The organism is Haloimpatiens myeolchijeotgali, from assembly GCF_042688525.2.
Taxonomy (GTDB): Bacteria; Bacillota; Clostridia; order Clostridiales; family Clostridiaceae; genus Haloimpatiens.
The window spans coordinates 468,459-489,647 of sequence record NZ_JBHWAB010000001.1 but is presented as its reverse complement, the minus strand read 5'-3'; the positions used below and the strand labels follow the sequence as shown (position 1 = coordinate 489,647).

19 protein-coding genes and 1 pseudogene are annotated in these 21,189 nt (G+C 26.6%); 2 read left to right on the top strand and 18 right to left on the bottom strand.

What is annotated here, in order from left to right; genetic code table 11:
- Positions 1 to 135: 135 nt before the first annotated feature.
- From ftsX to ACFIJ5_RS02445, 17 genes and pseudogenes are all read right to left on the bottom strand, one after another.
- Positions 136 to 1,032, bottom strand: coding sequence for a permease-like cell division protein FtsX (ftsX, locus tag ACFIJ5_RS02525; RefSeq protein WP_379803393.1), 897 nt, complete (start codon positions 1,030 to 1,032; stop codon positions 136 to 138).
- A complete protein-coding gene (gene ftsE, locus ACFIJ5_RS02520) occupies positions 1,022 to 1,708 on the bottom strand; it encodes a cell division ATP-binding protein FtsE (protein ID WP_379803391.1) in 687 nt (228 codons plus the stop codon). The genes ftsX and ftsE overlap by 11 nt, the downstream gene beginning before the upstream one ends.
- Before the next feature lie 106 nt (positions 1,709 to 1,814).
- Complete coding sequence (locus ACFIJ5_RS02515) at positions 1,815 to 2,693, bottom strand: YitT family protein (protein ID WP_379803389.1); 879 nt, start codon at positions 2,691 to 2,693, stop codon at positions 1,815 to 1,817.
- 93 nt (positions 2,694 to 2,786) lie between these two features.
- Entirely contained in the window at positions 2,787 to 3,146 is a 360-nt protein-coding gene (locus ACFIJ5_RS02510) for a hypothetical protein (protein ID WP_379803387.1), read from the bottom strand.
- 208 nt (positions 3,147 to 3,354) lie between these two features.
- The gene (locus tag ACFIJ5_RS02505; RefSeq protein WP_379803385.1) at positions 3,355 to 4,296 is read right to left on the bottom strand and encodes a transketolase family protein; all 942 of its coding nucleotides are present in this window, start codon (positions 4,294 to 4,296) and stop codon (positions 3,355 to 3,357) included.
- Positions 4,296 to 5,120 carry a transketolase gene (locus ACFIJ5_RS02500; protein ID WP_379803382.1) on the bottom strand — a complete coding sequence of 275 codons (825 nt, stop codon included), beginning with the start codon at positions 5,118 to 5,120 and terminating at the stop codon, positions 4,296 to 4,298. Before ACFIJ5_RS02500 ends, ACFIJ5_RS02505 begins: the two co-directional genes overlap by 1 nt.
- A 231-nt stretch (positions 5,121 to 5,351) precedes the next feature.
- A complete protein-coding gene (locus tag ACFIJ5_RS02495; RefSeq protein ID WP_379803380.1) occupies positions 5,352 to 5,702 on the bottom strand; it encodes a type II toxin-antitoxin system PemK/MazF family toxin in 351 nt (116 codons plus the stop codon).
- Positions 5,662 to 5,978, bottom strand: a pseudogene (locus tag ACFIJ5_RS02490) (CopG family ribbon-helix-helix protein). Before ACFIJ5_RS02490 ends, ACFIJ5_RS02495 begins: the two are co-directional and overlap by 41 nt.
- Positions 5,979 to 6,117: 139 nt before the next feature.
- Positions 6,118 to 7,278: an alanine racemase gene (alr, locus tag ACFIJ5_RS02485; RefSeq protein WP_379803378.1), complete on the bottom strand. Its 1,161-nt coding sequence runs from the start codon at positions 7,276 to 7,278 to the stop codon at positions 6,118 to 6,120.
- 16 nt (positions 7,279 to 7,294) lie between these two features.
- Positions 7,295 to 7,894, bottom strand: a complete 600-nt coding sequence (locus ACFIJ5_RS02480) for a germination lipoprotein GerS-related protein (RefSeq protein ID WP_379803376.1) — start codon at positions 7,892 to 7,894, stop codon at positions 7,295 to 7,297.
- A gap of 71 nt (positions 7,895 to 7,965) precedes the next feature.
- Positions 7,966 to 9,468, bottom strand: a complete 1,503-nt coding sequence (locus tag ACFIJ5_RS02475; RefSeq protein WP_379803373.1) for an NAD(P)H-hydrate dehydratase — start codon at positions 9,466 to 9,468, stop codon at positions 7,966 to 7,968.
- Positions 9,440 to 9,844: a holo-ACP synthase gene (gene acpS, locus ACFIJ5_RS02470; RefSeq protein WP_379803370.1), complete on the bottom strand. Its 405-nt coding sequence runs from the start codon at positions 9,842 to 9,844 to the stop codon at positions 9,440 to 9,442. Before acpS ends, ACFIJ5_RS02475 begins: the two co-directional genes overlap by 29 nt.
- A 149-nt stretch (positions 9,845 to 9,993) precedes the next feature.
- Positions 9,994 to 10,341 carry a DUF6514 family protein gene (locus ACFIJ5_RS02465; protein ID WP_379803368.1) on the bottom strand — a complete coding sequence of 116 codons (348 nt, stop codon included), beginning with the start codon at positions 10,339 to 10,341 and terminating at the stop codon, positions 9,994 to 9,996.
- A 184-nt stretch (positions 10,342 to 10,525) separates the two neighbouring features.
- A complete protein-coding gene (locus ACFIJ5_RS02460; RefSeq protein WP_379803365.1) occupies positions 10,526 to 11,815 on the bottom strand; it encodes a hypothetical protein in 1,290 nt (429 codons plus the stop codon).
- The gene (locus tag ACFIJ5_RS02455) at positions 11,812 to 12,906 is read right to left on the bottom strand and encodes a DUF58 domain-containing protein (protein WP_379803362.1); all 1,095 of its coding nucleotides are present in this window, start codon (positions 12,904 to 12,906) and stop codon (positions 11,812 to 11,814) included. The genes ACFIJ5_RS02460 and ACFIJ5_RS02455 overlap by 4 nt, the downstream gene beginning before the upstream one ends.
- 10 nt (positions 12,907 to 12,916) lie before the next feature.
- Positions 12,917 to 13,867, bottom strand: a complete 951-nt coding sequence (locus tag ACFIJ5_RS02450) for an AAA family ATPase (RefSeq protein WP_379803360.1) — start codon at positions 13,865 to 13,867, stop codon at positions 12,917 to 12,919.
- A 608-nt stretch (positions 13,868 to 14,475) separates the two neighbouring features.
- Positions 14,476 to 14,931 (bottom strand): COG2426 family protein, encoded by a 456-nt coding sequence (locus tag ACFIJ5_RS02445; RefSeq protein WP_379803358.1) that lies wholly within the window; start codon positions 14,929 to 14,931, stop codon positions 14,476 to 14,478.
- A 335-nt stretch (positions 14,932 to 15,266) separates the two neighbouring features.
- On the opposite strand from ACFIJ5_RS02445, the gene pepT reads away from it, so the two are divergent.
- Positions 15,267 to 16,493 carry a peptidase T gene (gene pepT / locus ACFIJ5_RS02440; RefSeq protein WP_379803356.1) on the top strand — a complete coding sequence of 409 codons (1,227 nt, stop codon included), beginning with the start codon at positions 15,267 to 15,269 and terminating at the stop codon, positions 16,491 to 16,493.
- Positions 16,494 to 16,831: 338 nt separating this feature from the next.
- On the opposite strand, the gene ACFIJ5_RS02435 is transcribed toward pepT, so the two are convergent.
- Positions 16,832 to 17,653, bottom strand: coding sequence for a YihY/virulence factor BrkB family protein (locus ACFIJ5_RS02435; protein ID WP_379803354.1), 822 nt, complete (start codon positions 17,651 to 17,653; stop codon positions 16,832 to 16,834).
- A gap of 438 nt (positions 17,654 to 18,091) precedes the next feature.
- On the opposite strand from ACFIJ5_RS02435, the gene ACFIJ5_RS02430 reads away from it, so the two are divergent.
- The gene (locus ACFIJ5_RS02430; protein ID WP_379803352.1) at positions 18,092 to 21,154 is read left to right on the top strand and encodes an insulinase family protein; all 3,063 of its coding nucleotides are present in this window, start codon (positions 18,092 to 18,094) and stop codon (positions 21,152 to 21,154) included.
- The last annotated feature ends 35 nt before the right edge of the window (positions 21,155 to 21,189 follow it).

The window sequence follows — 21,189 nt, the reverse complement described above, 5'->3', positions numbered from 1 at the left end:
TTAAAATAATTACTTAGATTAAAAATTAAATTCAAACAATACAAAAAATATAAAAATTAAAATTTTCAAGTTTAATGGCGTGTGTACTAAACCACACGCCACTACGAGTATTTATACTATTAGTTTCCTCTATTTTTATACCTTTAAGAATTTTCTTATTGATAGAACACTACCAAGAGACCCTATAAGTATTCCTCCTAAAATAAATTTCCATCCAAGGGCATTTACAATATATTGTGGTGGAATCACTTGCATTAACATAGACATCATTCCTGTATATATTCTAGCATAAAATAATTTATAAAGATAATAAAGTACTATTGTAGCAAATACTCCTCCTAAAATTCCTATAATCATACCTTCTATTATAAACGGCCATCTGATAAACCAATCAGTAGCTCCAACATATTTCATAATTGTTATTTCTCGTCTTCTAGAAAATACTGTTAATTTTATAGTATTTCCTATCAAAAACAAGGATACAACAAGACATATCAAAAACAACGCTATACCTATCCATTTTAAAATATTAGTAATAGTTATTATTTTATCAACTACTTTTCTTCCATCTTTTATTTGATCTATTCCAGGCTTATCTTTTATAGTTGAAACAATTTTTGAAACTATTTCAGGTTTTTCAACCTTTATTATATATGAACTAGGTAACGGATTTTCTTTATCTAATCCTTGTGATAAGCTTTCGTTTTGTTCACCTAATTGTTCTTTCCATTTTTTTAAAGCATCCTCTTTACTTCTATATACTAATTCTTTTACACCATCAATATTTTTAATTGTTTTTTCTAAATCTTTCTTCTCATCAATTTTTATATTATCTTTTACAAATACTTGTACTTCGACTTTTGACTCTACAGACTTCACGCCTTGTCCTACATTTAATATAGCAAGCAAAAATACACCCATTAAAAATAAGGCTGCTGCAACAGTAATCATAGAAGCTATACTTACAGTTCTATTTCTTTTTATACTTTTTAATGCATCTACAATAAAATATTTTAAACTACTAATCTTCATAGCCGTATCTACCCCTTTGCTCGTCTCTTACAATAACACCTTTTTCTATTGCTATAACTCTTTTTTTCATAGTATCAACAATATTCTTAGCATGCGTAGCCATTACAATTGTAGTTCCCGCTCTATTTATATCTAGTAGTATGTCCATTATTTCTAATGCAGTATCTGGATCTAAATTTCCAGTAGGCTCATCAGCAATTAAAAGTGACGGATTATTCACTAACGCTCTCGCTACAGAAACTCTTTGCTGCTCTCCACCTGAAAGTTCATTCGGAAATGCTCTATATTTTTTTGATAATCCTACAAGAGATAATACAGTAGGCACTCTTTTTCGTATTTCTCTACTTGAAGAACCAGTAACTCGCATTGCAAATGCAACATTTTCATATACATTTAATGAAGGTACAAGTCTAAAATCTTGAAATACGACTCCAATTTTTCTTCTATAATAAGGTACATTTTTTCTCTTTAATTGTGTCAAATCTATATTATTAACTGATATTTTTCCATTAGAAGGATTTACTTCTTTCAAAAGCATCTTTACAAATGTAGACTTTCCTGCTCCACTAGGTCCAACTAGAAAAACAAATTCACCATTATCAATTTCAACATTAATATTTGATAAAGCCAAAACATTATTGTTGTATACTTTAGTGATATTTTCAAATCTAATCATCATATCTTACTCCTTATTTTATTATAATGTTCATTAATTATAATGTTCATCATTATTACATTTATTATATCACAATAATATTTTTTTTACTAACTAATACTGTAAACTATTCTTCAATAATATTCTTAAATCCTTCTCCTAAAACTTCACGTGCATCATTCACTGTAATAAATGCTCTTGGGTCTACTTGTTTTATATATTTTTTTAATCTTACAAATTGTTTTCTATCTAATACTGTGAATAAAATATTTGTATTTTGCCCACTATATCCACCTTTACCATCAAAAATAGTACAGCCTCTCTCTAATTCTTCAATTATGAATTCACTTATTTTTTCTTTTTCACAGCTTATTACCATAATTGACTTACACATATTAAGTCCATTGATTACTGTATCTATCGTTGTACAATTTATAATAACAGATAATAATGAATACATACCTACTTCTAATCCAAATGTACATCCTGCTCCTACTGTAACTAAAAAATCAACTATCAACAATGCTTTACCTATATCCATATGAACAAACTTATTAATTATTTTAGCTAAAATGTCTGTTCCACCTGTTGATGAATTTTGATTAAATACTATTCCCATACCTACTCCAGATAAAAGGGTACCAAAAATTGTAGCTAATAATAAGTTATTAGTTACCATCCAACTTGGATCTAATACTCTATCTAAAATCCAAATACTTGCTGCTAAAGAAAAACTAGCATATATTGTTTTGGCTCCAAATTGTGGTCCGATTACTGCAAACGCAATTATAAACAAAATTATATTCATAATCCATGTTAGAAGCCCTACTGATAAAGGAATATAATGATGAAGTACTATAGCTATACCTAAAACTCCGCCTCCTGCAATGTGATTAGGTTCTAAAAATGCTCTAGTAGCTATTGCTAATATCAATACTCCTATTGTTATTAATACCCATTCTTTTATTTCTCTTTTCCAATCCACATTTTTTTTAGTTTTTTCCATAACTATCCCCCCAAGAATAATATTTTAACAATTGTAAATGTATACATACGTTGTTAAAACTATGTGCCATATCCCCTCCCTATTTTTCTTTAGTTATTTGATATAAAAAACAATTACATCTATTACTGCAGAACATATTAAACAAAATAAAGAAATAAAGAATATAACTTGTGCCAAATTCAATTTTGTAAAATATATTTTCCACTCATCTTCATAATAATCTAGTGGTCTCATAAGACTTTTCTTTGAAAAAGAAATAGCAGATATAAAAAGTCCAAAGCATGATGCATATACTCCTATTCTAGCTCCCCATCTAATAATTTCTGCACCACCAAAAGACTTATATATTGCTGAGATAATTGCGCCTATTATAATCCCTACAACAAAAGTTCCTAAAAATATTTTTAATGACATTTTAAAACATATTTTTAAATCTTGAATAAAACAATTCATAAATACCACTCCCAATTACAAATTATATCACAAAGATTCACAAAAATCTTTATTCATTAAAAAATGAATAAAAAATTGCATTAATGAATAATTATTATAATTTTCTTAAAATTTTTCTCTCATATTATTAATTTATAACTTCATACTAACTTTCTTCAAATTTAATAAAAGAAGGAGACTATATCTCCTTCTTTTTGCTAAACATATTTTATTTTAATTGAAGACCTTTTTTAACAGCTTTAACAATATCTTTAGCTGTAAGTCCATATTTTTCTAGTAATTGAGCTGGCTTTCCGCTTTCCCCAAATGTATCTTTGATTCCTACTCTTAAAACAGGTACTGGATGATTTTCACTTACTACTTCACATACAGCTGAACCAAGTCCACCTATTATATTGTGTTCTTCTACTGTTATTACAACACCTGTTTTTCTAGCTGATTCTGTTATTGACTCAGAATCTATAGGTTTTATTGTATGTATATTTATAACTTCAGCTTTTATACCTTCTTCTGCAAGTAAATTATAAGCTTCTAATGCAGCCTCAACCATTATTCCAGTTGCTACTATAGTAGCATCTTTTCCTTCTCTAAGTTTAACTGCCTTTCCTAATTCAAATTTGTAATCAGGATTATCATTAATAACTGAAACAGCTGATCTTCCTAATCTTACATAACATGGTCCATTATATTCAACAATAGCTCTTATAGCTGCTTCTGTTTCTACTGCATCACTTGGTGAAATAACTGTCATATTAGGAATACTTCTCATAAGTGAAATATCCTCAATAGCTTGATGTGATGCTCCATCTTCACCTACAGTTATACCTGAATGTGTTGCACATACTTTAACATTTAACTTTGGATAACAAATAGAATTTCTTATTTGTTCAAAAGCTCTTCCAGCAGCAAATATTGCAAAAGTACTCGCAAATGGTATCTTACCACATGATGATAATCCTGCAGCAACTGCCATCATATTACTTTCTGCTATTCCCATATTTATAAATCTTTCTGGACATACTTTCTTAAATTCTGCTGTTTTAGTAGATTTTGATAAATCTGCATCAAGAACAACTACATTTTTATTTTCATCTGCTAATTTAGCAAGTGTTTTTCCATATGCTTCTCTTGTAGCTATTTTTTTAGTCATTAGTTTTCACCCCCAATTTCTTTTAATGCCTGTTCACATTGTTCCATATTAGGTGCTGAACCATGCCATCCTGCTTCATTTTCCATAAATGAAACACCTTTACCTTTTACAGTTTTACAAATAACAACTGTAGGTTTATCTTTAGTATTCTTTGCTTCTTCTATTGCATTTATGATTTGTGTAAAATCATGTCCATCTATTTTTATAACATGCCAACCAAAAGCTTTAAATTTATCATCTATTGGGTTTGAATTCATAACATCTTCACATTTTCCATCTATCTGTAAACCGTTATTGTCTACAAAAGCAGTTAAATTATCTAATTTATAATGACTAGCACACATAGATGCTTCCCAAACTTCACCTTCTGCTAATTCTCCATCACCAAGTAATGTATATACTCTATAATCTTTTTTATCAAGTTTTCCTGCCATAGCCATTCCAACAGCTGAGGAAATTCCTTGACCTAATGAACCAGTTGACATATCAATTCCTGGTACATAATTCATATTTGGATGTCCTTGAAGTTTAGATCCCATTTTTCTTAAAGTTTTTAATTCACTAGCATCAAAAAAGCCTTTTCTAGCTAAAGCACTGTAAAGTACTGGTACTGCATGACCTTTAGATAATACAAATCTATCTCTATTTGGATCATGAGGATTTTTACAATCTATATTCATTTCATTGAAATATAAACTTGTTACTATTTCTACTGCTGATAATGATCCGCCTGGATGACCTGAAGCAGATTCAGTTAACATAGTTACTATGTCTTTTCTTATGGTCTTTGCTATATTTTGAAGTTCTTTTGTATTAACTTCCATAATGATCCCTCCTAATTTTATTCATTCTTATTATATCAATATAATGTACAAAATAAAAATTTTTTTTATGAAATTTTGTTATAATTTTTTATTTTAGTGTGATATGGAAAATACTTGATTTTATTATTTCTCCAAAGTTCCATATTTTTATTTTACTTTATGCTAAGTAAAATATACTAAAAATCATAAAAAATAAGAGCTTACATGAAGCTCTTATTTTATAACATCTATCTATTTTAGTCCTATACTTATCAAAAGTGAGTCATCAACTTTTTTCATATCTTCATCTGTCATGTGTCCTATTTTTTCTTTAAGTCTTCTTTTATCTAATGTCCTAATTTGTTCTAGTAAAACTACAGAATCCCTATTTAATCCATATTCCTCAGATGATATCTCTACATGAGTAGGAAGTTTTGCTTTATTGATTTGTGAGGTAATTGCTGCAATTATTACTGTAGGACTGTATTTATTACCCACATCATTTTGTATAATGATGACAGGTCTTACTCCTCCTTGTTCAGAGCCCACAACAGGACTCAAATCAGCATAGAATATATCTCCTCTTTTTACTACTAGTGTCATCAGGCAAATCACTCTCCGAAAGCATGGCTTCATATTCTTTTAAATCTTCCATGTCTGCATCAAAACCATATTCAGATAATTCTAAGTTAAGCTGAGCCATTTCTAAATATCCTTTTCTCATCTCTTCACAGCTTAACTTTTTTTTCTCCTCAATATATAATATTATAGCTTCCCTAATAAATTCACTTCTTTTTTGGAATCTTTTTTTAATGCTTCATTAAATTCATTAAATAGTTTTTCTGAGAGGTTAACAACTAATCTCTTTGAGCCTGACATATAAAACTTAATACCTCCTATATATTCCATTGGATTATGTATTTCTACTACAATTATAACTCTATCTGTCAATATGTCAAAGATTTTGCGCCCATCTACCCCATTTTTCTACAAGTATTTTAAAGAAACTAATATATGTTTATACATAATTTCTTATTTTTACAACTCTATCATCTTTTATGTAAACTCTAGGTACCCTTTTACTAATCATACAAACCACTTCGTAACTTATTGTATCTAATAATGCAGCTGCATCTTCAGCATCAAATTTTATATCTTCAGCTTGACCTATCAATATAACATCAGTACCCACTTTTACATCTTTAATGTTAGTAATATCAATCATACATTGATCCATACATATACGTCCTACCACAGGAGCAAACTTACCATTTATTATAACTTTACCCTTATTAAACAAAAGTCTTGTATAACCATCTGCATAGCCAACGGGTAAAGTAGCTATAACACTATCATTTTTGGTTTTAAATTTTCTACCATATCCTATATATTCTCCCTTAGGTACCTTCTTTATATGTACCACATTAGTTTTTAATGACATGGCTGGTTTCAACTTTATTTTGTTTTTATTTACTTCATCTGATGGATAGTACCCATACTGGATTATACCAGGTCTGACTGCTTCAAAATGCACCTCAGGAAAATCAATTATTGCCGCACTATTACCTATATGTCTTGTATTTACTTTTATATTTTTTTCTATTAATTTATCATAAAACCAATTATATCTTTCAATTTGTTTATGTGTATAGGTTTTGTCTTCTTCATCAGCACAAGAAAAGTGTGAAAATAACCCTTCAATTATTATATTTGGCAATTTACTAATTTTATATACCTCTTCTATACTTTTTTCATTTGGCAAAAAACCGATTCTCCCCATACCAGTATCTAAAGCTATATGAATTTTAGCTATTTTATTCTTTTTCTTAGCCATTTGTGATAATTCATAAACAAAATCATATGAATATACTGTTTGTTCTATATCATATCTTAATATATTATCGATTAAGTTAGGTGGAGTAAATCCTAATATCATTATTGGACATTCAATTCCACCTCTTCTAAGTTCTACTGCCTCACTAATTACTGCAACTGCTAATCTATTAGCACCATTTTCTAAAAATACTGGTGCAACATCTAAGGCTCCATGTCCATATGCATCTGCCTTAACTACTGCAATTATATCTCTACTTTCACAAACTCTTCTTATTTCTCTCATATTACTTGCTAAATTATCTAGATTAATTTCTGCCCAAACCGGCCTTAAATGCCTAAACATTAATCCCACCTCTATCCTACTTAAGTATATTGACTTTTAAATTTTTATAAGTTATTCTGATTCTTTCTTTATTGTTTTCATCATAAATTATAAGTTTACTAGGATACTGAGTTTTATTTTCTATATATAAAACTCCTTTGCTTAAATTTTTATTCATGCCTGGTAAATCTAATGTTACAGCAACATATTTTTTACCATTTACATCCTTATAATTGTATTTTATATTTTCATTAGTATATAGTAATTTAATATACTTTTCAATGAATGTTAATTTGAAAACACTATCTAAATTTTCGTTTATAACATACTTACGATTATTTTCTATATCATCTACATATATATTACCTTTTTCATAAGAAAGCACTCTATTATTTTCCAACCTGATTTTATATATTTCATTTTTACTATAAGTTTGTTTTATTTTATATTTTAAAGTTTGTTTATCATTTACTATTTCAATATCTACATCGCTAGTATAACTTTTAATTTCTTTTAATATATTTGTTACATCATTCATGTCATTTGTTTTTTTACCTTTTCCTTTAAAATATAATATACTTATCACACATAAAACTATTATTAAAATTAAAATTAACACCTTTTTAGTATTTTTCATATTAATCCTCCAAAACATATCTTCATAATTAATTATTATTGTTTTGAAGTCATCAATATTCTAATTTCATCTTAACTATTTTTAATTTCTTTCAAAACAAACGGTATTTGTTCTAAAATATGTGAAGCATTGACACAAAACATATCTGTAGACAACTTGTCTCCACAATAGCCATGTACATATGCTGAAATATATGCAGCTTCTAAGGAATCATATCCTTGAGCAATTAAAGCTGTAATCATACCAGTTAAACAATCTCCCATTCCACCGTTTGCCATAGCACTTGTACCTGTAGAATTTATTAAAGTTGTTTTTCCATCTGTAATAATCGTATTATAACCTTTTAATAAAACAATAACATTATTTTCAAGTGCAAAATTTTTAGCAACATCCAACCTATTTTTGTTTATATCCTTTATAGAAATTCCTGTTAATCTAGACATCTCACCTGGATGCGGAGTAACAATAATCTTGTTTTTTGATTCCTTTAAAATATGAATATTTTGTTGTAAAACATTTATTGCATCTGCATCAATTACTATTGGACATTCTGCTTTTTCTATAACATTATTAAGTATGTCATATGTCTTATTATTATTACCCATACCAGGTCCTAACGCTATAACATTACTGTTTTGTATCATTTCATTTAATTTTTCTTCATCTTCCAAATTAATGGTCATAGCTTCAGTAAGTTTACAACTTAATATATTTTGTATTTCTTTAGGACATGCTAAAGTAATTAAACCTGCCCCACTTCTAACTGCTGTCTGAGTACTTATATACGCTGCTCCGCTAAAGCCAGTGGAACCTGCTATTATTAAAACTCTACCAAAATTTCCTTTATGAGAATATTTTTGCCTTGATTTTATAGATTTTTTAATCATTCCCTTTTCAATTACAAAATCCCTATCACATACTTCTTCTATAACTTTTTTAGGAACTCCAATATTTTCTACTATTATTTTACCAGCTATTTTATTAGAACTATAATGTAAAAATCCTTTTTTATATAATTGAAAAGATACGGTTTTTTGGGCTATAACAGAAATTCCTTGTACATTTCCACTATCTGAATTTAATCCTGAAGGAATATCAACTGAAATTGTATATGTACTATTTTCATTGATTATTGATATAACATGTTCATATATACCTTCTACTTTTCTAGTAAGTCCTGTGCCAAAAATACAATCAATTACTACATCACTTGCATTTATGTAATTCCTAAATTTATATAAATCATTCATATTACTTACAATATTAATTTTGACTCCCATTTCTACAAGTATATCATAATTAACTTTAGAATCTGTGCTTAGTCCTTTTTCACTACCGATTAAAAAAATTTCCACATTTTTTTGTAATATGAATAGATGTCTTGCAATTGCTAGCCCATCTCCACCATTATTACCTTTTCCACATACAACTACAAAAGAATTAAATTTTTCAAAATCTATATTATTTACTACTCTCAATGCTGCATTTTCCATAAGAACTAAGCTTGGTATTTTTAGTGTTTCAATACATATTTTATCTATTCTTCTACTCATTTGAGCTGTTCCTATTCTCATAATCATACACCTCCCAAACAGCATATGCTATAGCATTATCATTGCTGTGAGAAATACTTAAATGAATATTATATTTTCCTTTTTTACTAGCAATATCTTTAGCTTTATTTTTTAAAATTACAACAGGCTTACCTAAGTTAGTATTCTCTATTATTATATCTTTGAAATTAAATCCTCTAAAACCTGTTCCTAATGCTTTAGCTACAGCCTCTTTTGCAGCAAATCTTCCAGCTATATACTCACATCTTAAGTTTCTTTTGGCTAAGTATTGTATCTCTTGTTCATTTAATATTTTCTCTAAAAAGTTCTTGCTTTTATTAACTGCTGATCCTATTCTCTTAATCTCAACAATATCTATTCCTACACCCCATATCAATACTCTCCCCCCTTTCTATGCACAGATATTATATATAATTATAATTTATGTTAAAATTAACAATAATAGGCCCTATAATTATGTATAATTATTATAAATTATACTACATAATAAACCAAATATTAAAATGAAGGAATTGTATTCCTTCATTAACATATTTCAGTAAGCACATATTCAAAATCATTTACACATTCATCTATATCTTCACCTAAAATATCTACTAAATGAATAGGAGATACAACACCATTATATAACTTTTTCATGAGACTATGTACTTTATTTCTATGTGTACTTATTACTTTTACACAATCTCTCTCTATTTTAACTACATTGTCATCTACCATATCCTGTCTTTCAATTTCTATACCATATACTTGAACTTTCTTGCTATTCCCTTTTAAAGTAAGTACAATATCATCTTTAACTACTCTGTAAAAATAATTACGGGTCACCTTATCTTCTTGCAACTTTCTACTCATATTTTCTACTACTAACATCAACCTTCCCCCCATAACTTCTTTATTTAAATAATACCACTGTTTTTTAAAAAAATATGTCAATTCTTAATAGATAAAACAAAAAATTTATCCCTTTAAACTGACATATTTTAAAATTAAATTTGCATTTTGACAAAAACTTCACATTAATTTTCAGAATATTTGTTAAAATTTCCTTTTTATGTTATTTTGTTTTTTTATATTTATTATTATTCCTTAACATACTTATTATTGTTTTTACGTTATATCTAGCAATTTTTTCTTTAGAACTATTTATTTCGTGCACAGAAAATTTTGTTTCATTATATATATTAGTAAGACTCTCTAAGTCTTTATTAACATCCTCCTTTGTATTTATATTAACTTTAGTTGCATTTTTTAATTGAGAAGCTGTCATATAATATCTAAATATATCCTTTTCTTTAGTTCTAATTTGAAATTGTCGATATATATTTAATATTTTCTCTTTAGCGGTTTGATTTCTAAACATATTGACAATTTTTTTTGTAAATTTCTTTTTTCCCTTTTTACTTTCTATTTTTTCTTTTTCTTCTGATATTACTAATGCATTTTCATTATTTTTACTCATTAGTGATGAGATATTTCTTATTATTTTAAATACTACCCAAACTATAAATATAGCAAATAAAATTTTTATTAAAATAAACATCCATTCTGGTATACTTGTAGATTGATTATTATGAATTATAGTTTTTGTTTTTGTTTTAGCTTTTGTTTTAGATGCTTTTAATATTTTACCCACAATTGGACTCCTTAGTGATTTAAGTTTTTCAATAAAAAACATCATAGGTTTTTCTAAAACATATACCATACCCCATATTAACTTTTCAACAAGGAAATCAAAACCATGCTTTACATTACTAATTAATTTTATAAAAATATTAAATATACCATCACTAGATAACAAAAATATACCTACCGATATTAATATGTTTACTATTATTGATTTCTTATTCATTATATTATAACTGTATTTTCTAATCTCTCTTAAAAAAATCAAAGCTGCAATGATATACATAAGATAAAATCTAAAAGAACTCTTAGTAAGATTAAATCCACTTATTAATCCTATGGCACCAATAACTATTAATATTAAAATACATTTTTTAACCATCTCTTTTGCCATAAGATAATCTACCAAATCTTCTTCTATTTTATATAAAAAAATAAGTACTATAATATTAAAAATTAAATTTAAAATCAATCCATTGCCTCTATAACTAAAAAATAATATAGGTATAGCTAAAGCTGATGGAATTATTATAGATATCAACTTATTTTCTGTTTTAAAATTTAAATATTGCATAAGTATAGTAGTACATAAAAAACTTATCATAATATTAAAATTAACTTTATTAGAAAATACTATATAACTGAGTACACTCCATATTATATAAGAAAATATTATCAAACTTATTGTAAATAAACTTTTTACTTGCCTATACCAACTCATGAATTCATTTCACCTCTATACGACATTTTCTCTACTCCTCTGATATGAGGTACATCTAGATTTGGAGAAACATCAATGATTTTTATATTAAAACCTCGATTTCTCAATTTTAATATAAGATTAACTGAATTATCGTTTAAAAAAGGTGTTACTATTACATAAATATTATTTTTATTAAAATACTTTATTCTGCTTTTTAAATATTCATCAAAACTTTTTCTTGCATAATAATCCATTCTTGCACAAAATTCTAATACATTCTTCATAGAAGTAGAAGATTTCATTTCATTAATTGTATTTTTATAATAACTTATCATATTAGCATTCGTCCATAGACCTACATTTACCCCTTCATTAATAACTTCATTTGTCAATGAAACCATAACCTTTATACCTTCATCTACAGCTTTAACATTTATATTATTTCCATAAAACTCGCCACACTGAACATTCATTATTATTACAAATTGTCTGTTAGATGTATAATCATATTCTTTAACCATTAACTTATTCATTTTCAAACTAGATTTCCAATGTATGTCTTTCATTCTATCTTCAATACTATATTGCCTTATTCCCTTTATATACAACGGATCTTTATGTATCCATCTTTTCACAATAGAATCTCCCTGCAATCCTCTATTTTCAAATTTTAAATCCTTCATTTTTTTTATTTTAGGGTAAACTACAAGTTCTTTATAATCTTCCATTTGCTCACTAGAAGTAAAGAAACCAAATATATCTCCTATGGTAATATCCATATTTCTAAGAAGATATGTTCCTCTTTTCTCTGTACTCAGTAGATATGTTTTTTTTACTCTTTCATAACCTTGCACCATATATTTGGTTACATTAAGATTTCTCCCTTCTATAAGATCTTCAGGAAGAACTTCCTTTATAAGCATAAAAGATATAGGAAATTTTTTTCTATTCTCTACAATAATAGATATCTTAAAGTCTTCTCCTTCTACTACTCCATCACTCTCTAATTCTCTTATAACCTTTAAATTCTTGAATCCCTTTCCCTTAGTGATATTAGCAATTATAACAATTAATATTACTATTGATAAAAAGATTATATAGTTTATCATTTTATCACCTCTAAATTTCTTCTAAAGGTGATTTAATTGAATTTAAAATATCTTGTATAATTCCTTCTGATTTATTTTTAACAATATTTGCCTCGTTCTTAAGCACTAACCTATGATTTAGTACTGGTACAGCCATTTCTTTTACATCTTCTGGAATAACATAATCTCTACCATTGATAACTGAGTATGCTTGACATGCTCTCATTAAATTCAAAGTTGCTCTTGGTGAACATCCAAGTTCAATATCATTATTTTTTCTAGTAGCTGACACTATATTTAAAATATAATCTTTTATTTCATTACTAATATGTACTTTATTATAGTTCTGTTGAACATACTTTATTTCATCCAAATTTACAACACTAGTTATTTCCTTAAAAGGATCATTACTCATAAATCTATCCATCATCTTTTTTTCTTGAAAATATTCTGGATATCCAAGTGAAAGCTTCATAAAAAATCTATCTAATTGTGCTTCAGGAAGTGGAAAAGTACCAAATTGTTCTACAGGATTTTGTGTTGCTATTACAAAAAAAGGTGTATCTAAGGAAATAGTATTTCCTTCTACTGTAACCTGCCTCTCTTCCATACATTCTAAAAGTGCAGATTGAGTTCTTGGTGTAGCCCTATTTATTTCATCTGCTAAAACAAATTGACTTAAAATTGGGCCTGATTTAAATTGAAACTCTTGTGATTTCTGATTATAATAATATATTCCTGTTAAATCAGATGGTAATAAATCAGGAGTAAATTGTATTCTTTTAAAAGTACAATTCATGGTTTTGGACAATGTATTTGCAAGTTTTGTTTTTCCCACCCCAGGAACATCTTCTAACAATACATGTCCATTACAAATGAATGCTACAATTATTTTATCTATTTGATCTTCTTTTCCTACTATAACTTTACCCACATTATCTTGTACTTTTTCCCTAAATTTTTCAAACCTTGTTGTATCCATTTTTCATCCCCCTATTTTATTAAATTTTCTAAATTTTTCTTAAAATAGATTTTTTCAAGTTACATTATACCACTTTAACAAATTTTTTGAAAATGATATATTGGTCTGAAACCTTTCACTTTAAAAATAATTAATAGTTAATAATAAAGGAAATTTTGCCTTAAGGCAAAATAACTAATATATAATTAAAGATTTTTGCTAAAGCAAAAATCAACCTTCATTCATTATTCATTTTTAATTATTAATTCAACTTTCGCAGTAAAAAAATACTGCTTAGCGAAGGGAAATGATATCTTGCGTAAGAAACATTTGAACAAAGTTTACAAGTTCTTAGCTTTACGAATTTGAAAAAAGTTATTTTTTAATTACTGATTCCTACGGAATATTAATTAAAAAATCTTTTTTTCAATATGAGTAAAGCTTAGAACTTGTTACTGAAGTGAAAGGTTTCTAAGCAAGATATCATTTCCCGTAGCGGCTATTTTTTACCTGCGAAAGTTGAGCTAAATATAAATAAAAAGCATATATTGCTATAAAAACAAGTTCATTCAAATGCCTTTATGCAATATATGCTCTTCATCTTTTTTCAACCAACAAAATATGTAATTTTAATATCCCAATAATGAAGGAATAGTCAATGAAAGTATAGTAATAACTATAGCTGATATAATTCCTCCTATTGCTGCACAAAGAAGTGATTTTTTAGTATCTAAATTTAAAAATGCTGCTACTGCACTCCCTGTCCATATTCCAGTAGTTGGAAGTGGTATAGCTATAAATGCTATTAATCCTATTTCTTTGTATTTTTCCATTTTAGTAGAATTTTTATTTATCTTATTTTCAATAAATCTATTAATTCCTGCAAATATCTTATATCTTTTCATCCAACTAAATATTTTATTAAATAACAATAATATAAAAGGAACAGGCAGTAAACTTCCAATTAAACTAATGATAAACACTGTAATAGGATCCAAATTATATATAATTATACCTGCAGGAATTGCTCCTCTTTGTTCTACTATTGGAACTGCAGACCAAAATAAAACTTTTAGTAAATCCATTTTCTCTCTCCTTACCTATACAAAAATATTTACTAATTTCGCATTAATCAAACATTAATTTTTATAATCATAAATATTATATAAAATTCTCAGCTATAATTCTATAATTATACACTTTCTATTTGTAAATTCAAACTATATTAATAGATTATTCACAAATCAAAACTTAATTTGCCATTACTCTTACTAAAAATGATTTTTGTTGTAATTCTATCATATATAGTAATATTTTGAACAAAAAATTTTAAATTGAAGTATTTGTTAAATCATAGTATAATAATCATTAGAAAAACAATGTTTGAAATTTTAGAATTTTTGTATAAGGAGATGGCATAATGACTAATGTTGTTGAAAAATTTTTAAAATACATAAAATATGACACAAAATCTGACGAGGAATCAACTACGGTTCCTAGCACTTCAAAGCAATTAGTACTTGCAAGAGAACTTGCAAAAGAACTAACTGAAATGGGAATGAGTGATGTTTCATTAGATGAACATGGTTACGTAATGGCTTCTTTACCATCTAATGTAGATAAACATATCCCTACAATAGGATTTATCTCTCACATGGATACTTCTCCTGAAATATCTGGTGAAAATGTTAATCCTCAATTTGTAGAAAACTATGATGGTAAAGACATAATTCTTAATAAAGAAAAAAACATAATTCTTTGCCCTTCAGAATTTCCTGAATTAAAAAATTATATTGGAAAAACTCTTATTACTACTGATGGTACTACTTTGCTTGGTGCAGATGATAAAGCTGGTATTGCTGAAATTATGACTTCAGTAGAATATCTAATAAATCATCCTGAAATTAAACATGGAACTATAAAAGTTGCATTTACTCCTGATGAAGAAATTGGAAGAGGACCTGACCATTTTGATGTAAAAAAATTCAACGCTGATTTTGCTTATACTCTTGATGGTGGAGATATAGGAGAACTTCAATATGAAAATTTCAATGCTGCATCTGCAAAAGTTGTAATAAATGGTAGAAACGTTCATCCTGGTTCTGCAAAAAATAAAATGATAAATTCAGCACTTATTGGAACTGAATTTGTTTCTATGCTTCCTTGTGTTGAATCTCCTTGTCACACTGAAAACTATGAAGGTTTTTATCATTTAATATCTTTTAATGGTGATGTAGAAGAAACAAAACTTTCTTTTATAATAAGAGATCATAATACAGAAATATTTGAACAAAGAAAAGCTAATATTGTAAAAATTAGTGAAGAATTAAATAAAAAATATGGTAAAAATGCAGTTGAAATAACTGTATCTGATCAATATCATAATATGAAAGAAAAGATTGAACCTCAAATGCATATTATAGACACTGCATTTAAAGCTATGGAAGATGTAGGCGTTACACCAAAAGTAATTCCTATAAGAGGAGGTACTGATGGTGCTCAACTTTCATTCAAAGGACTTCCTACTCCAAATATATTTACTGGTGGACATAACTTCCACGGAAAATTTGAATACATTCCAACTTATACAATGCAAAAAGCTGTTGATGTTGTTTTAAAAATTATAGAACTTTATACAAACAAATAATTATTTAATAATTCAACTTTCGCAGGTGAAAAATAGTCGCTACGGGAAATGATATATTGCTCTGAAACATTTCACTTCAGTAACAAGTTCTAAGCTTTACTCATATTGAAAAAAGATTTTTTAATTAATATTCCGTAGGAATCAGTAATTAAAAAATAACTTTTTTCAAATTCGTAAAGCTAAGAACTTGTAAACTTTGTTCAAACGTTTCTTACGCAATATATCATTTCCCTTCGCTAGACAGTATTTTTTACTGTGAAAGTTGAGTTAGCAACTTATTAAATACATTTAAGCGATACATATTAAATTAAAAATTTTATATGTATCGCTTATCCTTTTTACCCTTTTCCTTTTAAATACTTTTCTAAAGATAATACCGCATTTAATTCTCCACCTATTAATATTATTATAGATGTTAGGTATAACCATAAAATTAAAACTATTACTGTACCTATGCTTCCATAAATTTTTGAATAGTTACTAAAATTATTTACATAGTAAGAAAATAATAATGATACTATTAGCCATCCCAATGTAGTAAAAGTTGCCCCTGGCATTACCTCTTTCCATCCTAATTTTCTGCTTGGAATAAAATAATAAAGTGCTGCAAAAGTTAAAATCATGAATATTATCATTACAACATATCTTTCAACATTCCAAAAATATTCAAATCCATAAGTGAGTCCAAACCATTTTGTTAATTGTGTACCTAATATATCTCCAAATACTAAAAGTAAGAATGCACTAAGTATAATAAAGGTTAAACCGAAAATACTTAATATTGATATAGAAAATACTTTCCAATAAGGTCTAGTTTCTTTTTCATCATATGCTCTATTAAGCCCTCTAATAACTGCTCTAAATCCAGCTGAAGCTGCCCAAATTGTACCTATTAAACTAAATGATAATAGATCTCCTTTTCTAGAATCAACAACTTCTATAACAGTTTGCTTTATAAACTGAAATGTATTATCCGGTAATACAATTCTAAAACTAGCCAATACATCCTCACTTCTAATTGAACTATATCCAACTATAGTAAGTAAAAAAATTAGAAAAGGAAAAAATGATAACATAAATCCATAAGCTAACTGTGCTCCTAATGCTAAAACATCATCTTTAACTATTTTTTTTATTAATATTTTTATATCATTTTTCAATGTATATTCTTCCCTTCAATGAAAGTTTTTTATCCAATATATTACTTTGTTGTTAAAAGTGACAGTTTAAACTTTGATTTGTATATTTCAGCAGTTTTATATTTAATAAAATAAATAAAAATAGTATGTTATATATAAAAAGACATATTATAAAAATAGAATGCAGATTATATATTGGTATCTTTTGATATTTCAATATATATAACTATATATATTAATGTAGTATTCTTCAAACCACAATTAAATATTATTGTTAAATATTGTAATTTAATTATACATTATATATTTTCTTTTTCAAATATTTTTTTACTTTATTTTCTTATTATTAATATTTATTCAATTAAATATATAATTTGTTATAATTGAATATAAAATTACTATATGTTAATATATATTTAATTATTTCATATTTTAACATTCAAAAGGAGATGTCATAAAATGAATAAAAAATTAAGGCCTTTAATAGTTTTTACTTTGGCTACCTTAATAACTTCTCAAACTGTATTTGCTGAAGGTTATACTAAACCTATTAATACAAAAACACAAATCACTTATTCTAATGAAAAAAATAACTCTCTAGGTGGTTTTGTACTAGAATCTAAGAAATGGATAAAAGATTTAAAATGCAATGTATGTATTTATAAACATAAAAAAAGTGGTGCTCATTTAGTATTTGTACAAAACAATAGTGAAGACAAAATGTTTTGCGTAAATTTTAAAACACCAGCTAAAAACGATAAAGGATCAAATCATATTATCGAACATTCTGTATTATGTGGCTCAAAAAAATATCCTGTAAAAGATCCTTTTATACAAATGAGTAAACAATCACTAAATACTTTTTTAAATGCTATGACTGCACACGATTCTACTATGTACCCAGTATCAAGTAAGAATGATAAAGATTTCAACAATTTAATGAGTGTATATCTAGATGCTATTTTTTATCCTAATATGGTAAAAAACAAAAGAATTTTTGAACAAGAAGGATGGAGATATGAATTAAATTCACCTAATGGAGAATTAAAATATAATGGAATAGTTTATAATGAAATGAAAGGAAACTATTCAGATCCACAATGGATCTTAAACAGAGCTATTGCTCAATCTCTTTTTCCCGATAACTCATATAAATTTGAATCTGGCGGACTTCCAGAAGCTATTCCAAATTTAACTTATGAAGAATTTGTAAAAACATACAATGAGTACTATACTCCTTCAAACAGTTATTTTTATTTATATGGAAATTTAAATATTGAAAAGACTTTAAAATTTATAGGAGAAAATTATTTAAATAGTTTTGACAAAAAGAAAGTTGATACTTCTATAAAACTTCAAAAACCATTTACTAAAAGAAAAACAAAAGTAGCTGAATACTCAATCTCTGAAAAAACTTCAACTAAAAACAAAACTTATTTAAGTTTAAATTATGTAGTTGATAAAATTACAAATAAAGATACAGTATTGAATTTTAGTGTACTTAAAGATTTACTTACAGGTAATTCTTCTGCTCCTCTTTCAAAAGCTTTAAGAGAAAATGGTTTTGGTGAAAATGTACAAATAAGTTTTGATATATCTTATGATCAACCAATATTTAGTATAATTGCAAAAAATGTAAATGAAAGTCAAAAAGATAAATTTGAAAAAGTTGTCAACGATACTCTACAAAATATTGTAAAAAACGGTTTTGATGAAAATTTTGTAAATTCTGTAATAAATATCTACGAACTTTCAAAACGTTCTGTAAAAGGTAACTTTCCTCTTATGTATAATAGCATGATTATGCAAAGTTGGTTACATGGCGGAGATCCAACTTTATATTTAAATATAAATTCAGATATATGCAACATTAAAAATAAAATTAAAGATGGAACTTTACAAACTTTAATTCAAAAATATTTAATAAACAATACACATTCTTCATTAGTAATTTTAAAACCTGTTCCTGGACTTCAAAAAACTAAAGAGAACAATTTAAAAGCTAAACTAGCTAAATATAAAGCTTCACTTTCAAATCAACAAATAAATGATATTATTAAAAATACAAAAGATATAAGAATGTGGCAGCAAACTCCTGATTCAAAAAAATTAACAAATACACTACCTACTCTTACACGAACAGACATAAATAAAAACGCAAAAAAATATACTACAATAGAAAAAAAAGAAAATGGTGTTAAAGTATTATATCATCCTATTTTTACAAATGGAATAGGTCATGTATCATTATATTTTGATACATCTAAAGTTCCTCAAGACAAATTAGGATATATGTATTTATTAAGTAACGTTTTAAGCCAAGTAGATACCAAAAATTATACTAAAGCAAAACTTTCACAAGAAATTTTATCAAATTCAGGTGGAATTACATTTGCTCCTAATTGTTATCCTAAATCTAAAAACAATGATGTTTATTATCCTAAAATGATGGCAAACATCACATCATTAAATAGCAAATTACCTAAGAATTTTAATCTTTTAGAAGAAATAATGTATAACAGTAATTTAAAAGATAAAACTCGTTTAAAACAAATAATACACACAATGAAACAAACTAAAGAAAACCAATTAATGTCAAATGGAGCTGGTATGGCAATCCAAAAACTCTTGTCATACACATCAAAATATGGAAGGTATAATAATTTTGTAAATGAAAATCTTTACTCATTTTTGTGTGATTTAGATAAAAACTTCAACACTAAAAGTAATGAAATAGTAAAAAATCTAGAAGATGTTAGAAATCTTATATTTAATAAGCAAGATTTAATAGTAAGTTATACTGGTGAAGAAGAAAATTATAAATATTTTGCACAAAGCTTTGATAAATTTTCAAATAACTTAAGAAATGAAAAGCTTCCAAAATATAAATATAGTTTTAATAATTCTAAACAAAATGAAGGTATAATAATTCCTTCTAAAGTTCAATACGTGGTAAAAGGTGGAGATCTATTAAAAATAGGTTATATACCAAATGGAAAATTATTAGTACTTCAAAATATACTTCAAAGTGGATATTTATGGAACAACATAAGAGTTAAAGGAGGAGCTTACGGAGCTAATGTGGCTTTAAGTAATTCTACTTTAGTATTTTCATCTTATAGAGATCCAAATTTAAAAGAAACTTTAAACACTTTTAATAAAATACCTGAGTATCTTAAAAATTTTAATGCAGACGAAAAACAAATGACTAATTATGTAATTGGAACAATAGGAAAACTTGATACTTCTAATAATATGCTTAGTAGTATTATGGGACCTGCTGCTGATGGTTTAATAGCTGATGGGCTTTATCTCAGTGGAATCAAACAATCTGATCTTCAAAAAGAAAGAAATGAAATTTTATCAACTACAGTTGAAGATATAAGAAAGTTTGCTCCTATTATAGATGCTATTTTAAAAGAAAATCATTTTTGTGTTGTAGGAAATGAAAAGAAAATAAATGAAAACAAAAAAGACTTTATGTCTATAACAAGTTTACAAAACTGTAGATCCTCTAAGTAACAAATAAAAGAGTGATGCTTTACAAAACTAAAGCA

What these genes read in the sequence shown, in the direction of transcription:
- ACFIJ5_RS02480 (WP_379803376.1), bottom strand. Translation starts at nt 7,894, where the DNA reads ATGAAAAATACTAAAAAGGTGTTAATTTTAATTTTAATAATAGTTTTA.
- ACFIJ5_RS02445 (WP_379803358.1), bottom strand. Translation starts at nt 14,931, where the DNA reads ATGGATTTACTAAAAGTTTTATTTTGGTCTGCAGTTCCAATAGTAGAA.
- ACFIJ5_RS02500 (WP_379803382.1), bottom strand. Translation starts at nt 5,120, where the DNA reads ATGGAAGTTAATACAAAAGAACTTCAAAATATAGCAAAGACCATAAGA.
- ACFIJ5_RS02460 (WP_379803365.1), bottom strand. Translation starts at nt 11,815, where the DNA reads ATGAGTTGGTATAGGCAAGTAAAAAGTTTATTTACAATAAGTTTGATA.
- ACFIJ5_RS02430 (WP_379803352.1), top strand. Translation starts at nt 18,092, where the DNA reads ATGAATAAAAAATTAAGGCCTTTAATAGTTTTTACTTTGGCTACCTTA.
- ACFIJ5_RS02465 (WP_379803368.1), bottom strand. Translation starts at nt 10,341, where the DNA reads ATGTTAGTAGTAGAAAATATGAGTAGAAAGTTGCAAGAAGATAAGGTG.
- ACFIJ5_RS02505 (WP_379803385.1), bottom strand. Translation starts at nt 4,296, where the DNA reads ATGACTAAAAAAATAGCTACAAGAGAAGCATATGGAAAAACACTTGCT.
- ACFIJ5_RS02510 (WP_379803387.1), bottom strand. Translation starts at nt 3,146, where the DNA reads ATGAATTGTTTTATTCAAGATTTAAAAATATGTTTTAAAATGTCATTA.
- ACFIJ5_RS02515 (WP_379803389.1), bottom strand. Translation starts at nt 2,693, where the DNA reads ATGGAAAAAACTAAAAAAAATGTGGATTGGAAAAGAGAAATAAAAGAA.
- ACFIJ5_RS02450 (WP_379803360.1), bottom strand. Translation starts at nt 13,867, where the DNA reads ATGGATACAACAAGGTTTGAAAAATTTAGGGAAAAAGTACAAGATAAT.
- alr (WP_379803378.1), bottom strand. Translation starts at nt 7,278, where the DNA reads ATGTTTAGGCATTTAAGGCCGGTTTGGGCAGAAATTAATCTAGATAAT.
- ACFIJ5_RS02455 (WP_379803362.1), bottom strand. Translation starts at nt 12,906, where the DNA reads ATGATAAACTATATAATCTTTTTATCAATAGTAATATTAATTGTTATA.
- ftsE (WP_379803391.1), bottom strand. Translation starts at nt 1,708, where the DNA reads ATGATTAGATTTGAAAATATCACTAAAGTATACAACAATAATGTTTTG.
- ftsX (WP_379803393.1), bottom strand. Translation starts at nt 1,032, where the DNA reads ATGAAGATTAGTAGTTTAAAATATTTTATTGTAGATGCATTAAAAAGT.
- ACFIJ5_RS02475 (WP_379803373.1), bottom strand. Translation starts at nt 9,468, where the DNA reads ATGAGAATAGGAACAGCTCAAATGAGTAGAAGAATAGATAAAATATGT.
- ACFIJ5_RS02495 (WP_379803380.1), bottom strand. Translation starts at nt 5,702, where the DNA reads ATGACACTAGTAGTAAAAAGAGGAGATATATTCTATGCTGATTTGAGT.
- pepT (WP_379803356.1), top strand. Translation starts at nt 15,267, where the DNA reads ATGACTAATGTTGTTGAAAAATTTTTAAAATACATAAAATATGACACA.